This is a genomic window from Bacillus hominis, from assembly GCF_030348325.1.
Taxonomy (GTDB): Bacteria; Bacillota; Bacilli; order Bacillales; family Bacillaceae_G; genus Bacillus_A; species Bacillus_A hominis.
The window spans coordinates 666,643-681,890 of sequence record NZ_JAUCFS010000005.1 but is presented as its reverse complement, the minus strand read 5'-3'; the positions used below and the strand labels follow the sequence as shown (position 1 = coordinate 681,890).

Here is a 15,248-nt window from a genome sequence, read left to right as displayed (position 1 = left end):
CCTATCACTCCTTTTCCTCCCAAAACAAATCATTCAATGTTTTATCTACTGCATAACAAATTTTCAAACATAAATCTAAAGACGGATTATATTTCCCCTTCTCAATTAAACTAATCGTTTGCCTTGTAACGCCTACTTTTTCTGCTAATTGTTGCTGCGTTAAATCTAACTGAACACGTGCGACTTTTATTTTACTTACAGCCATTCATGTTCCTCCTTCGCTCTAATTGTAACATATATATTCCATTTAGTAATTTATAATTTACAAAACAAATTTGAATTTCACCTCATTATACACAAAAAAGGAGCCTCTCATAAGAAGCCCCTCTCCTATCTATATTATAAGAATAAATGACATCCAAATAAAATTGTAAATAAGTATAGCAACGGATGCACTTCCATCCCTTTCCCTTTCACAATTTTTAAAACTGGATACACTAAAAATCCGATTGCAATTCCATTCGCAATACTAGATGTTAACGGAATACCAACGAAAATTAAAAATGCCGGTAATGCATCTTCAAATTCATTCCAATTAATATCACGAATGCTTTGTGCCATTAAGCTACCTACTATAATTAAAGAAGGAGCTGTAATAGCTGCTACACTTGATAAAGAGGCAATAACAGGGCTAAAGAATGCCGTTATAATAGTTAAACAAACTACTACAATACCTGTCAATCCAGTTTTACCACCTGCAGCAATTCCAGCTGATGATTCAATTGTCGCTGCTGTCGGGCTTGTCCCAAAGATGGAACCTGTAGTCCCGCCAATTGCATCCGCAATGAACGCCTTGCCAAAGCGCTTTTCAGTGTTATCTGTATTTAAACCTGCTTGTTTAATTAAACCAAGTAAAGCACCTGTTGTATCAAATAAAAGTACAAGTAAGAATGAAAAAATAACTCCATATAACCCGTATTGAATTACATCTGAAAATGCATTGATAGGGTTTGAAACAATAATTCCTTCTGGTAAATGTGGCATTGCGACAATGTTATTTTCAAACTTTAGTTGCCCTGTAAAGAAAGCAATTACCCCTGTCACAATCATACTAATAAACAATGCACCACTAACGCGTAATACCATTAATACCGCCGCTAACACTAAACCAACTAATGTTAAAATAACAGCCGGTGAATGAAAGTCTCCGATCGTCACCAAGTTAGATGGATGGTCAACGATAATACCCGAAAGTCTCAATCCGATAAAAGCAATAAATAATCCGATTCCACCTGCAATTGCATGTTTTAAACTGTCAGGGATTGCGACAATTAGCTTTTGCCTAAACGAGGTGAAAGATAATAAAAGAAAAATAATACCTGTTACAAATACTGCCGAAAACGCAATGACATATGTAATCCCCTCTGCCTGTTGAACAACAGAGTAAGCAAAATATGCATTCATTCCCATAGCTGGAGCAATAACAATTGGATAGTTAGCTAAAAACGCCATACATAGCGTTCCAACAACTGTCGCAATAATAGTTGCTGTAAATGCTTGATCAAATGGTACACCTGCATCAGATAATATTTTCGGATTGATGACAAGAATATACGCAAATGTAAAAAAAGTTGTGATGCCAGCTAAAATTTCTTGCTTCACAGAAGTGTTATACTTTTGTAATTGAAACATACTTATGTACCCTTCCTACACTTGAATTATTATCACACATTCTTTTCTTATTAGTATGTGAGAAAATGTAATACTTAATCTTAACAATCAATAAAAAGAAGAGTCAATATATTCTCTAATAGTTAGAATTTTAAGTTTAAGTCTGACAAATACAGATGTAGTACAGTGTATTATGATTATTTTTGTAGCATAACAGATAGAAATGTTTTATAATTTGAAATAGTTAAATATTTAGTGGATTCATTCAAATATTGTTCACTCTACAGGGGGTATTCTTCTTATGCAGCAAACAAACAAATCTGAAAATTTAAACCGTGGCTTAAAACAAAGGCATATTACTTTAATGTCTCTCGGTTCAGCTATTGGCGTTGGACTATTTTTAGGATCAGCTTCCGCTATTAAACTAGCTGGCCCATCTATTTTACTAGGCTATATGATTGCCGGACTCGTTATTTTCTTCATTATGCGCGCACTCGGAGAAATGGCAATTGAACAACCGGTTGCTGGCTCTTTTAGTAAATATGCAAATGATTACATCAGCCCACTAGCTGGGTATATTACAGGCTGGAATTACTGGTTTTTATGGGTTGTTACTTGTATGGCGGAAATTACAGCAGCAGGCATTTACATGCAGTACTGGTTCCCTGATATCCCGCGTTGGATTTGGGCATTACTAGCTCTTTTATTAATGAGTGCTTTCAACTTCTTATCTGTAAAAGTATTTGGAGAACTTGAGTTTTGGTTTGCTCTCATCAAAATTGTCACAATTATCTGTATGATAGTGATTGGCTTTGGTATTATTCTATTCGGATTTGGAAATGGCGGCGTTGCAACTGGTATTTCAAATCTTTGGGAACATGGGGGCTGGTTCCCAAATGGCTTCTCTGGATTATTACTTTCCTTACAAATGGTATTATTCGCTTATTTAGGAGTCGAACTTATCGGAGTTACAGCTGGTGAGGCTCAAAATCCGAAAAAGACACTCGCAAAAGCAATTGATAATGTATTTTGGAGAATTTTAATATTCTACGTTGGAGCTCTATTCGTTATGATGGCAATTTACCCTTGGAACGAACTTGGCGAAAAAGGAAGTCCCTTCGTGCTAACATTCCAGCAAATTGGTATCGCAAAGGCAGCAGGCATTATTAACTTTGTTGTTTTAACAGCAGCTCTTTCTTCTTGTAACGGTGGTTTGTTTAGTACAGGCCGTATGCTATTTACATTAGCACAACAAAAGAAAGCACCCGAAAGATTCGGTCGTTTAAATAAAAATGGTATTCCGAGTCAAGGAATTATCGCAACAGCAATCGTTTTACTCGTTGGCGTTATATTAAACTATCTTGTTCCTGCAAAAGTGTTTACATGGCTAACTAGTATTTCAACTTTCGGGGCAATTTGGACTTGGGGTATTATATTAGTCGCTCAAATTAAATTCCGTAAAGGGTTACAAACTAATAAAAAGGATAAGCTAACATATAAAATGCCTTTACACCCATTGAGTTCATATTTCTCACTCGGCTTCCTTGTACTTGTACTAGGTATAATGGCCTATTCAGAAGATACACGAATCGCATTAATCGTCGGGCCAATTTGGCTTATCGGCTTAGCTATCGTGTATTATATGAAAGGTTTTCATAAGATTGATGAATCGTCTAATTCAAAAATTAGTTAAGTCCACGATCTCTTCCTACTTTACTGGGGAGAGATTTTTTCATTATTCGCGCAAATATTTCTCAATCAAATTAACGTTATCTTTACACTATTTAATATTTTCTATCTTTATTTCTATAGAAAAATCAATTACATTATTAAAGCACATATATTTATTATTAGGGGGATTCTTCTATGAAGAATAAAAAATGGATTCAATTTTCTTTAGCAACAGCAATCACACTTAGTATAGGGAGTTCTTACATTCCGTCTACTTACGCCGAAAGCTCCGTAGACCCAGCTCCTGAAATTGCTGCAAAAGTTATAAATCAAAACAATGGTAAGAAAGTATTATTCGATAATACACACGGTCAAACGGCCGGGACAGCTGATTGGGTTATTGATGGCGGTTTTTCTGATTTCGGAAACGGCATTGCCCAAAACGGATATCATGTAAAAGAACTTCGTAAATCAACATCTATTACATACGACGATTTAAAAAATTACAATGTATTTATCGTTCCCGAAGCAAATATTCCTTATAAAAAATCTGAGCAAGACGCAATGTTACAATACGTGAAAAATGGCGGCAGTATTTTCTTCATTGCCGATCATTATAATGCAGATCGTAATAAAAACCGCTGGGACTCCTCAGAAGTGTTCAATGGATATAGACGCGGGGCATGGGATAATCCAGCAAAGGGAATGTCTAATGAAGAAACAACTTCACAAGCTATGCAAGGAGTAGAAAGCTCTGATTGGCTATCCGATAATTTCGGTATTCGCTTCCGTTACAATGCACTTGGTGATGTTTCAGCTAAAAATATTGTCTCACCTGCGCAATCATTCGGAATTACAGCTGGCGTTTCATCTGTAGCAATGCATGCCGGCTCTACTCTTGCGATTACAAATCCAAAACTAGCGAAAGGCCTTGTATATCTTCCAGAAAATCCATCAAAATGGAATAACGCTGTTGATAGCGGCGTTTATAACGGTGGTGGCGTTGCAGAGGGGCCTTATGCTGCTATTTCGAAAGTTGGCCTTGGAAAAGCAGCCTTTATTGGTGATTCTTCTCCTGTTGAAGATGCCTCGCCAAAATATGTTCGTGAAGATTCAGGTCAATCAAAGAAAACTTATGATGGTTATAAAGAAGAAAACGATGCTGTTCTATTAGAAAACATCGTGAATTGGTTAGCGAAGCAAGAAACATTTACAAGCTTAGATCAAGTGAGTGGTTTACAGCTTGATGCACCTACAGCTCTACAAACATTTGAACAACCAAGCTTATCAACAGAACCACAACCAGAACCTTGGAGCGCACCAAGTCAAGGTTACCAGTGGTTCAATACAAATACTTTCAAACCAGGTTCATACGGCTATAACAGTGCAGTGACAACGAGTGATTACGTAATTACGCACCCTAGCATTCTACCAAACAATGAAGTGTTCCAAATGAAGATTCAAGTAAATAACTTATTACCAAATACAACATACAATAATTATTCTTTAGGTATCTTCACAACTGGCGGAACACAGGTAGCAAAAGTTCAAAATACAAATGGCACTTGGCCATCCTCTTTCGGATATAGCAGTGCATTCTCTTTCATCACAAATAGCCAAGGATCTGCTGAAAAAATTGTGAATGTACAACTTGATCCAAATACAACTGGACAAGCAACACTTCGTCTACGTCAAAATACGACAGCGAAATATAGTGAAACTGTAACGATTAATAAAAAATAATGAAAAAGGCAATCCGGATATGGATTGCCTTCTTTTCACTTCTCTTCTTTTGAGAAAAACATTCTTGAAATGACGATACCTATACTACCAACGATTAAGAATAACACCGCCCTGATCATCATCGACACCTCTGGTAGGTCGAGAAGGAATAACTTCCCTACTGTTACTACTAATACGACTAAGCCAGCATATAATATTTCGTTCATCTGTCTATAACGGCCAAACCAAACTGCAAATAACGCATATACCATCCATAATAACGATACAGATACGCTAATTATACTTCCATCTGTAGAAAGAACTTCACCGATTCTAGTAATTGTAATAAATACAATGACCATTAACGAGTAGAGCGCTATAGAGTACACATATTTACCAAAACTCGCTAACACTTCTTTCGCTTGTCTCATGCAATAATAGAACGTTCCTATCAAAATAATATGAGCGACAAATCCTGCCGAAATGAAATGATCAAACGGGCTAAAAATCGTCTGCACCATTCCAATAGCATAAATCGTTGCACTTACATACAATTTAATATTTTGCTTTACTTTAATAGCAGTAACCATACCGAGGAAACCTTGTAACAATAATACGATTGCTGCATTCACCAAACTGTACTCGTATAAAATCGCTAAACTAAATGACCCCATTGCAAAGCCAAATATTAGATTTGTAAATACAGAATGTTTATTCTTCCTATATTCAATTGCGAACATAACAGCATGCACGAGTGCACTTATAACTAATCCCCACGTTGTAAATTCAGGAATTTGAGAAATGGCTAAAATAAAGAAAACTGCATTCGCACTAAATATAGCCAATCGTGCTTCTTGTATAAAACTTCTCTCCGAAAACATATGCCAAAATAATAGTAAATGAATTGCGCCGTATACAACTGTTAACTGTACTTGCACATTCTCTACTAATATTGACATAACAGCAAAGAAGACAAATAGGACAATTGCCGCCACAACATAAGAAATCATATACAAGTACTTATAACGGTTTCTCAATGCATACCATAATAGACTAATTGTTAATATCGTCTCATAACTAAAGAAAATATACGTATTAGGAGTCGTACTATTTAACAAGAAAGGTACGAAGAAAGCTCCTACCGCGACGAAAATAGCGAGGTATTCCGATCTATACCTTTTCGCTAAATAAATCCCTAAAATAACCCATATAATGTTGCAAATAAGCGCAATACTTGCAGGAATAAATTCATATAAATAATGTGCCGCAAACGTTGTTAAAACAATTCCCGTAATACTTCCTCCAGCTAATACTAACCCTAACGCTTGCCGCTCGCTTTTAATTTGTACATCTCCTACATAATACAAACCGGCAGATAGTACTATACCAAACACAACCCGTATCGCTGGTGTTAATAAACCAGCATCTACCCCTGCTTTAAATAACCAAATAACGCCAAGTAGCATAATACCGACAAATATGCGTGGTAACCATGTTTGACAAAACTTTATAATATTAAATGGTTCTGGTTTAAATGCAGATATATCTACTTGTTTCACCTCTGGCTCTTGCATGGACTTCCTCGTCTTAACTACATCTTCTTGTAATTTTTCATTACTTACCGCTTCAATATATTCTTTCTTTTCCTTATTAACATTTTGTTGAACTTTATCTACTTCTATTTTTCTTTGCTTCGCTTTCAATTCATAAAGTGTCTCTTGCATCGTTTCAATTGCCGTTTCGAGCGCTTCTATTTTCTTATTTAAATCCGCCTTCATACACTCCCCCCTCATCATCGATTTTTCACTCAACCTATATATTACCAATTACCTTTATCATACTCTTAGTCTATTCATTTTCAATACTATTTTTCCAAAAAAAGAAAGGTGTTTTCCGAAATAGGAAAACACCTCTTACTTATTTCTTCTTATTTATAGTAATACTAACAATTACACCGAGGCAGACACCTACAAATGCCGGAACAATCCAACCTACACCTTCTGAATAAAACGGAAGAATTTTTAGTAGTGGTGTCCATTTATTCATCAGTACACTTTTGTTTAAAATATCAATCGCACTAAATAACGCTACGATTCCAATCGTTACCGAATATACGTATACATACTTCCCAATATACTTATGAAATAACCCTAAAATAATAAGCGTTAGTGCAACTGGATAAATAAATCCAAGAATCGGTACCGATACTTTTAAAATTTGTGTTAATCCTAAATTAGCTAAAACCATACTAACAAAACTTAATATAAATGCCCAAACTTTATAAGATACTTTCGGAAATACACTTGCGAAAAATTGACTGCAAGACGTAACAAGTCCGATTGAAACACATAAACAAGCGACAGTAAAAATAAGACCTAATAAAACTAACCCACCTTGTCCAAATAATGTCGTCATAACTTGTGCTAACACTTGCGCACCGTTATCAAATGTGCCCAACGAACCACTAATTGAGCCAACATATCCAAGAATGACATAAATAATAGATAATAAAAGCCCTGCCCCAATACCAGCAATACTCATATATTTCGCTAAACCTTTATCATCCTCTACACCTTTTGCACGCAGAGCATTTGCAATAACAATCCCAAATATTAAAGCTGCTAACGCATCCATCGTTAAATATCCATCTAAAAATCCTTGAAACATAGGAGCTTGTCCATAATTCCCTGCAGGCTCTTTCACACTACCTACTGATGTAAACATACTTTTTATAAATATAATGGCAATCATACATAATAATAAAGGCGTTAAAACCTTTCCAAACAAACCCATTAGTTTAGACGGTGATAAACTTAACCAGTAAACAATACTAAAGAAAATAGCCGTGTAACATAACAAAACTACGCTACCCGCTTCCGAGAACAACTGACCTGGTCCCATTTCAAAAGCTAAACTTCCTGCACGTGGTATACCAAGAGCAGGTCCAATAAATACGTACACAATACACGGGAAAATAATTGCAAATGAAGAATGAACTCTACCCGCTAACGTTTGAAAGCTCCCTGCTTTCGCAATAGCGATAACCCCTAATATCGGAAGCCCTGTTGCTGACATAATAAAACCTAGCAATGCAATCCACACATGCTCTCCCGCTTCGTATCCAAGGAAAGGTGGAAATATAAGATTCCCCGCTCCAAAGAACATAGAGAATAACATAAGACTAATAAGCAAAATTTCTTTTTTCTGTAACAATTTCATTTTTTTCTCCTTCTTCAATTTCCTATGTATGAAATCTATTCCACACATAGGAAAAACGCGATAATCCGCTTCCTTACAAAGAAAACATAGTCCATAGTCTACCATAAAAGAAACACCCATTCTATAACTACTTCCCTTTTCCAATTTCTTCTGAAAAATCAACCTTTCCCCGCATTAACGGGCAACTAATAATCATGTTGGAATGAAACTTTCCAACATGATTAAAGTTACACTTCATTGACTTCCAATAGTTAATAAAGTAAAATATTAAATATACAAAACTATTAACTTTGTTTTTTGTTTGTGTCAGGAGGAAAAATCACATGGAATCAACGATACAACTAGAAAGAGAACAACAAAGAAAAAAGAAACATCCTCCCGGTTTATACTTACTCTTCTTTACAGAAATGTGGGAAAGATTTAGTTACTATGGATTACGAGGATTATTAACATTATATTTAACAACAGCTTTAGTAAGTGGTGGTCTTGGGTTTAGTCCCGCTTGGGCACTCTCTATTTACGGATTTTATACTGGAGCTTGTTATTTCACACCATTGATCGGTGGATACTTAACAGACCGTTTTCTAGGTAAGCGAAAAGCCATCACAATTGGTGGTATAACAATGGCAATCGGTAACCTTACACTATTTGCCTTGCAAAACCAAGTCGGCCTATACCTCGGATTAGCGCTTATTATTATCGGTAATGGATTCTTCAAACCGAATATCTCTACACTTGTTGGAGAATTATACGAAGAGCACGATCCAAAACGTGATAGTGCATTTACAATTTTCTATATGGGTATTAACGTCGGTTCATTTTTAGCTCCACTCGTTTGTGGGTTTTTATCAGAAAATTTATTTAAAACAACAGTGGACGGTGTTGTTCATTACGGATTCCGTTACGGTTTCTTAGCAGCTTCAATCGGAATGATTATTGGACAAATTTTATTTACAACACTATCTAATCGCTTCCTTGGTGATATCGGTAAAAAACCAACTCGCGATTTGCAAACAGCTGCTGGACAACAAACAGTAGGAAATACACCATTAACAAAAAAAGAAAAACAACGTACCGCAGTTATCGTCATTTTAACATGCTTTGTTGTCTTCTTCTGGGCTGGCTTTGAACAAGCTGGTAGTTCGTTAACATTATATACAAACAAATTTGTAGACCGCTCTGTGTTCGGATGGGAAGTTCCAACATCTTGGTTCCAATCGGTCAACCCGTTATTTATTATTTTACTTGCTCCAGCCATTTCAGCATTATGGGCAAAACTTGCAACTAGAAAAAATGGGGATTTAAAAATCCCAACAAAAATGGGACTTGGTATGATCCTACTCGGTATCGGTTATATCATTCTCGTTATCGCTACATTAAAAACAGGCAGTGATGAACATAATATTACAGAAAAAGCAAACTTACTATTTATCGTCTTTACGTATCTTTTCCATACGTTAGGTGAGCTATTCTTATCACCTGTTGGACTATCAATGGTTAGCGCACTTGCTCCAGTAAAACTTGCTTCTTTATTAATGGGAGTATGGCTAGCAAGCTCAGGAATCGCCAACATTATAGGCGGACAACTTGCAAGCTTCACAACTTCACTTGGATATGCTGAAGTATTTACAGTAATCGGAGCTGCCGCGATCGTTTTAGGTTGTGTTTTATTATTAATTTCTAAGAAATTAGTGAAATGGATGGATTAAAAAAGATGAGGAATTTCTCCTCATCTTTTTTTATGCTTTCTCGCCCTTTTCTATTGCTTGTTCATACAGATCTTTGTGCTCTTTATATTCACTTGGTACGAAGTTTTTATAGAAGAATGACAGCCAGCTATCTCCTTTTTTATATCCTTCTTCTCGGATTTCTGCTGCCTTTTTATTTGATTTAAACCCTTCCGTAAACCATTTCTTTAATGATTCGTGTTTTTCATACTTAGCAGGAACTTTCAAATCATACTTTTCAAATGCATATGTATATCCAGCTTTTTCCGCCATTTTTTGGGCAGACCTATATCCTGTTTCATACGCGGTTTCATATGCTTTCACATATGTATCCTTTTCAGTATTTCCAGGTTTCTTTTCAGCTAATTCTTTACCAGCCTTTTCACCAAGTTCCGCTTGTTCTTTTTCAATCTTTTCGGTTCTCTCTTTATTACCTACTTGGAAACCTTCTGCAAAGTTCACCTTAAACTCAGGAGTAATTTGACTATCGTCCATTGCTTCTTGTGCTAACCCCTGCTCTTTACCTTTTTCAAAATGCGCTTTTTTCTGTTCTTCTAAAGACCATGCCGTAGCATACGCAGTTGTAAATGCTTGTTTATATGCATCTGACTTTCCAGCTACATGTCCTTCTGCATTGTTTTTTCCTGCTTTAAAATCTGTCTCTCCGTTTTTTTGCCCTTCAGCTTGTCCCTTTTCAGCCTCAGCTTTACGCTGCGCTTCCTCTGCCTTACGTGCTTCTTCTGCTTTGCGTTGTTCTTCTGCAGCACGCTGTCTCTCTTCCTCTACTTTGCGCTGCTCTTCTGCAGTGCGCTGTCTCTCTTCCTCAGCTTTACGCTGTGCTTCTGCGGCACGTTGTTTTTCAGCCTCAGCATTGCGCTGTACTTCTGCTTGTCTTTCAGCTTCTACAGCACCATTATTATTTTGGCTAGGAGCTGGGCTCGTTGCACCACTACTAGAAGCTGGTTTATTGTGATAATGATATTCCCCGTACTGCAATCCCCATTTCTCACAATTTGTACGGCACGTATGTCCACCATTAGCATCTGTACGTCCTGGATGTGCATAAGCAGAAATTGGTGCTACCAATAACGCTACACTTGTTGTTAAAAGAAGTTTTTTTACTTGCTGTTTCACTTTTGTTCCTCCCAAAATCTAGAATCATTACTTTATTATACAAAAATAGAAAAATACTTAAATACCAACTAAAATATTCTTTTATTTCTCAATGTTGGATAAAAAAAGAAGGTTCACTCTTTAAAGAGTGAACCTTCTTTTTTCTTTATTTCTTAGCCTTTGTTCCTACTAGATCACCCGTAATAACAAAACGCTTAGAATTATCCTTAACAGATACACATGTAATAAGTGTTATCTCATCTTTCCCATGATCCTCTACAACTTCCCATTTATCAGGAGTCACTTCAGATACACCAGTAACAGTATACTCATACTCATTTGCATTGTCATACAAATAAATTTTATCGTTCTTCTTTAAAGTTGATACATCACTAAATAAAACACCTTTTTTTGACATATTATGCCCTGCAAGCGCATAATTCCCCTGTCCCATTACTTGATTTTCTCTTACAGTTGCCGCACCTGATAATAAATTCTTTTCAGTCGACGCTTTTAAAACAGGAAGTTCTAATGAGATGCTCGGAATTGAAATACGACCGATTACTTGTTTTTTATCTAACGATGCACTCGCTACTTCTGCCAAGTCTGGTTGATTAATTTTTGAAGCATCTACAAATTCCGTGTCATGCTTTTCATATTCCATCTTTTGAACAGCTTGTACATTCGCTGTCTGTGTCTTCTCTGCCTTATATCCATCATAAAATGGCTTTCCGATTAATACACCACCTACAACAAATAGAAGGATTGCTACTATACTATAAATTCTTTGCTTATTCATATACAATTCCTTTCCGTTACAAAATCTTACTCTATATAAAATGATAAGATAATATTGCTATATGTACAAGTATAAGCTGAAAAAGAACCCTTCTTGCTAATGCAAGAAGGGTTCTTTTTAGACTAATTTATTTCTATACAGGGATACGTAAAAGACTGTCATTTGAATAAAAAGCATGAAAAATAAAATATATAATGGATATCCAGGAATATATAAATTAGCTACAGGAGAAAGTGTTAAAAATCCAATAGCAATAACTATTCCATACCAGAATGAAATAAATGTTGTCCGGCATGCCTTTTGTGTAATTGCTTTTTCCCGCTCGTCTTCTTGTGGAAATAATAACGGGTACATCCAATAAGAAAGAGCTTTATGTTTCTTCTTTTGAACTTTATAAAAAATCGTCGTTATAATAGCTACAATTGTTAACAATCCTAATGGCATCATATTGATCGTTACTTCAAACGGTATTTTCTCAGTTTCAATTATATTTGCAAGCTCTATCCAAGCATAATAGAGCTCAATAAACACCCAAAAAGCTATCACAAATCTCAGCACATTTAAGATATAGGAAACCCCAATTCTATTCATCCTCTTCCCCCTCCTTATTTAAAATAAACACATCTTCCATCTTTAACTGAAACACATCACAAATCGTTAACGCTAGTAACAACGAAGGAACATAATCCCCTTTTTCAATTGCAGCGATCGTTTGTCTCGTCACTCCGACCTTTTCTGCTAATACACTTTGCGTAAAATTAAAGCGAGCTCTTAATTCCTTCACTCTATTTAAAATGGTCAAATTTACCACCTCTCACTATTATTGTATGCTACTCTTAACAAAATGTAAACTCAACTTAACATTATTTTTACAAAAAAATCCAACTTTACATATTGTAAAGTTGGATTACGTTTTAGTTTAAAATTGTAACTTTAACATTTTTTCTGCCCCAATTACTAGACGAAGCTTTATCAGGCATTAAAACATCGATTTTATGACCTTTAATCGCACCACCAGTATCTGCTGCAATTGCAATTCCATAGCCTTCAACATTTACAGTAGATCCTAATGGAATAACAGATGGATCCACCGCAATTAATTTCATTCCTGGGTTTGCAGTTAGATTATATCCTCCCCATGCAGAATACACTTGTTGACCTGGCGCATAACCATTTTCAGCTGGATCTGCTGTATAAGCTGTTGCGTGTACATACATTTCTTTTCCGCCAGCAGCAGGTTTAGGTGCAGGCTCTACCTTTGAATTATTAGCAGCTGGTTTATTAGCTTTTTCTTGCTTTTGCTTTTCAGCAACTTCCGCTTGCGCTTTCACTAAAGCTTCTTGCTCAGCCTTTGCAGCTGCTTCCGCTTTTGCACGTTCTTCCGCTGCAATTCTTGCTGCTTCTTGTTCACGAGCGATTGTTTCTTGTACTGCCTTCATATTTGATTCAATTTTAGCTTTTTCTTCTGCTGCTAAATTAAGTTGGCTTGCAATCGCATTATATTTAGCTTGAACCGTTTGTAAGTTCTCTTGACGTTTTTTCAAGTTTTCTTGCAAATCAGCTTGTGCTTTTGCTAATTTTTGTTTATCTACTACTAAAGATGCTTCTTTTTCGTCAATCTCTTTTTTATCTTCTTCAATTTGACGAAGATCTTGTTCTTGTAGACGTAAAATTTCTTTATCTGCTTCTAGAATAGTAGTAACTGCGTTCATACGTTGTATGAAATCTGCAAAGTTTTTTGATTCTACAACAACTTCTACTACTAAACTTGTATTTGAACTGTTTTGAACAGAAACCATACGTTTTCTCATAATATCCTTACGAGCAAGGACTTTATCCTCTAAAACGACAATTTCATTCTTTTTTTGTTCAATCTGCTTATGTGTTTCATCGATTTTACGTTGAATAGCAGCTTGATCCTCTTTATTTTTTGCAATTGTATTATTTAAATTATGTAGTTCGTTTTCGATACCTTGAATTTCTTTACTAACAGCTTGCTTCTCTTGCTCTTTCTTCTGCATATCTGCATCGTTTTGCTGCAATTGCTGTTGCATGTTGTTAAGTTTTTCGTCGTTTGACTCTGCTTTTACAGCGACTGTACTAGAAAGAACAATAATTCCTGCTAATAATAGACTACTGATTCGCTTAAAATAGTTCATAATCCGACTCCCTTCTTATACAGTTATACATGATTTATTTTACAGTTTGTTTACAAAACCATTAAATACAGTTTATTTTTCATGACAAAAAAAAGAGAATTGTGAATAAAATGTAATAGATTCTTAAATATTTAACAATTCCTATATTTAAAAATTATAAAAGATGCTAAAATCCAAATATAGAGAAATTAAAAATCCTAAAGGCGGTTGAATTAAATAAAATGTTTACTCAAAAGAAATCACTCCTACATAAAATTGATCAACTAGAAACTCATATACATGAACTAGAAACAGAATTAAAACAAAAAGATGTGGAAAAACAAGAAATTATATCTTCTATCCATAATCGTGTAAAAAGCGTTATGCAAGAGCACGAACTTGTAAATAACCAACATCATACACTCCAAAACTTAATTCAACAATTGAACGCATGCTTTGAAAATGTTTCTATGCGTACTACACATTCCAACGAATTAAATAACGAAATGCTACAAAAAGAGCAAAACTTAATTCAATCTATCGAAGAAATTATCGATTGTTCTAATGAAGGAAAAGAATCAGTTCATCGCTTACTCATTGTAATTAATAAATTAGGTGAACAATCTCAACGTACTTCTAATAGTATGAATCATTTAAGTGAGCGCTCTAAAGAAATTGAACAAATTGTAGAAGTGATTCAAAACATTGCAGCACAAACAAATTTACTAGCATTAAATGCAAGTATTGAAGCTGCACGTGCTGGAGAACACGGTAAAGGATTCGCTGTTGTTGCTAATGAAGTAAGAAAACTAGCAGAAAGCACAGCTGAAAGTACAAAAAATATCGGTAACTTAACGAAAAAAATTCAAGAAGAAATTGAAAAAGCATATGAAAATACAAAAGATAATTTACATTTAGTTGATGAAGGTGTAGAAATGAGCGCTGATACTAACGCTAGAATTGAAAATATTTTAATGATGATTCAAACGTTACAAAGTGGCGCTACAAATGTTATTAAAGCTATCGAAAACCAAAAATCTTGTAATGATGATATATTAAGAGAATTTGCAAACACACAACAAATGTTCCAAAAGTTAAATACTACTATTATGAACCATATTAATGATGCTGAAAAAGTCGATGTCCAATTATCAAAAGTATTCAAGAAATAGTAGTTTCTCAGTAATGTAGAAAATCCCCTATGACGTAACAGGGGATTTTTATTATATTTCGAATATTATTTTCTTC

12 protein-coding genes and 1 pseudogene are annotated in these 15,248 nt (G+C 35.3%); 4 read left to right on the top strand and 9 right to left on the bottom strand.

Annotated elements, in window-relative coordinates:
• Positions 1-4: 4 nt before the first annotated feature.
• Positions 5-205: a helix-turn-helix transcriptional regulator gene (locus QUF93_RS05865; protein ID WP_000301182.1), complete on the bottom strand. Its 201-nt coding sequence runs from the start codon at positions 203-205 to the stop codon at positions 5-7.
• A gap of 134 nt (positions 206-339) precedes the next feature.
• Positions 340-1,632, bottom strand: a complete 1,293-nt coding sequence (locus tag QUF93_RS05860) for an NCS2 family permease (protein WP_088057556.1) — start codon at positions 1,630-1,632, stop codon at positions 340-342.
• Between the two features lie 280 nt (positions 1,633-1,912).
• Between QUF93_RS05860 and QUF93_RS05855 the strand changes: the two genes are divergently transcribed.
• Positions 1,913-3,304 carry an amino acid permease gene (locus QUF93_RS05855; protein WP_289358133.1) on the top strand — a complete coding sequence of 464 codons (1,392 nt, stop codon included), beginning with the start codon at positions 1,913-1,915 and terminating at the stop codon, positions 3,302-3,304.
• 173 nt (positions 3,305-3,477) lie between these two features.
• Positions 3,478-5,025: a DNA-binding protein gene (locus tag QUF93_RS05850; RefSeq protein WP_289358132.1), complete on the top strand. Its 1,548-nt coding sequence runs from the start codon at positions 3,478-3,480 to the stop codon at positions 5,023-5,025.
• Positions 5,026-5,060: 35 nt separating this feature from the next.
• On the opposite strand, the gene QUF93_RS05845 is transcribed toward QUF93_RS05850, so the two are convergent.
• Together QUF93_RS05845 and brnQ1 are read right to left on the bottom strand one after the other, a co-directional pair.
• On the bottom strand, positions 5,061-6,782 hold the full coding sequence (locus tag QUF93_RS05845; protein WP_289358130.1) for a DUF2339 domain-containing protein: 1,722 nt from the start codon (positions 6,780-6,782) through the stop codon (positions 5,061-5,063).
• Between the two features lie 139 nt (positions 6,783-6,921).
• Positions 6,922-8,223 (bottom strand): branched-chain amino acid transport system II carrier protein BrnQ1, encoded by a 1,302-nt coding sequence (brnQ1, locus tag QUF93_RS05840; protein WP_434476080.1) that lies wholly within the window; start codon positions 8,221-8,223, stop codon positions 6,922-6,924.
• Between the two features lie 323 nt (positions 8,224-8,546).
• Here brnQ1 and QUF93_RS05835 point away from each other — a divergent pair, with 323 nt between their 5' ends.
• On the top strand, positions 8,547-9,932 hold the full coding sequence (locus QUF93_RS05835; protein WP_289358128.1) for a peptide MFS transporter: 1,386 nt from the start codon (positions 8,547-8,549) through the stop codon (positions 9,930-9,932).
• A 30-nt stretch (positions 9,933-9,962) separates the two neighbouring features.
• Here QUF93_RS05835 and QUF93_RS05830 read toward each other — a convergent pair whose 3' ends face one another.
• The 5 genes from QUF93_RS05830 to QUF93_RS05810 all read right to left on the bottom strand — a co-directional run bounded on the left by QUF93_RS05830 (position 9,963) and on the right by QUF93_RS05810 (position 14,021).
• Entirely contained in the window at positions 9,963-11,084 is a 1,122-nt protein-coding gene (locus QUF93_RS05830; protein WP_289375230.1) for a YHYH domain-containing protein, read from the bottom strand.
• A gap of 145 nt (positions 11,085-11,229) precedes the next feature.
• The gene (locus QUF93_RS05825) at positions 11,230-11,862 is read right to left on the bottom strand and encodes a class A sortase (RefSeq protein WP_212936141.1); all 633 of its coding nucleotides are present in this window, start codon (positions 11,860-11,862) and stop codon (positions 11,230-11,232) included.
• A gap of 117 nt (positions 11,863-11,979) precedes the next feature.
• Positions 11,980-12,453, bottom strand: coding sequence for a DUF2178 domain-containing protein (locus QUF93_RS05820; RefSeq protein WP_289358126.1), 474 nt, complete (start codon positions 12,451-12,453; stop codon positions 11,980-11,982).
• Positions 12,446-12,664 carry a helix-turn-helix transcriptional regulator gene (locus QUF93_RS05815; protein WP_201065956.1) on the bottom strand — a complete coding sequence of 73 codons (219 nt, stop codon included), beginning with the start codon at positions 12,662-12,664 and terminating at the stop codon, positions 12,446-12,448. The genes QUF93_RS05820 and QUF93_RS05815 overlap by 8 nt, the downstream gene beginning before the upstream one ends.
• Before the next feature lie 112 nt (positions 12,665-12,776).
• Positions 12,777-14,021, bottom strand: a complete 1,245-nt coding sequence (locus QUF93_RS05810; RefSeq protein WP_289358125.1) for a 3D domain-containing protein — start codon at positions 14,019-14,021, stop codon at positions 12,777-12,779.
• 647 nt (positions 14,022-14,668) lie between these two features.
• Here QUF93_RS05810 and QUF93_RS28995 point away from each other — a divergent pair.
• Positions 14,669-15,172, top strand: a pseudogene (locus QUF93_RS28995) (methyl-accepting chemotaxis protein); the annotation flags it as partial.
• Between the last annotated feature and the right edge of the window lie 76 nt (positions 15,173-15,248).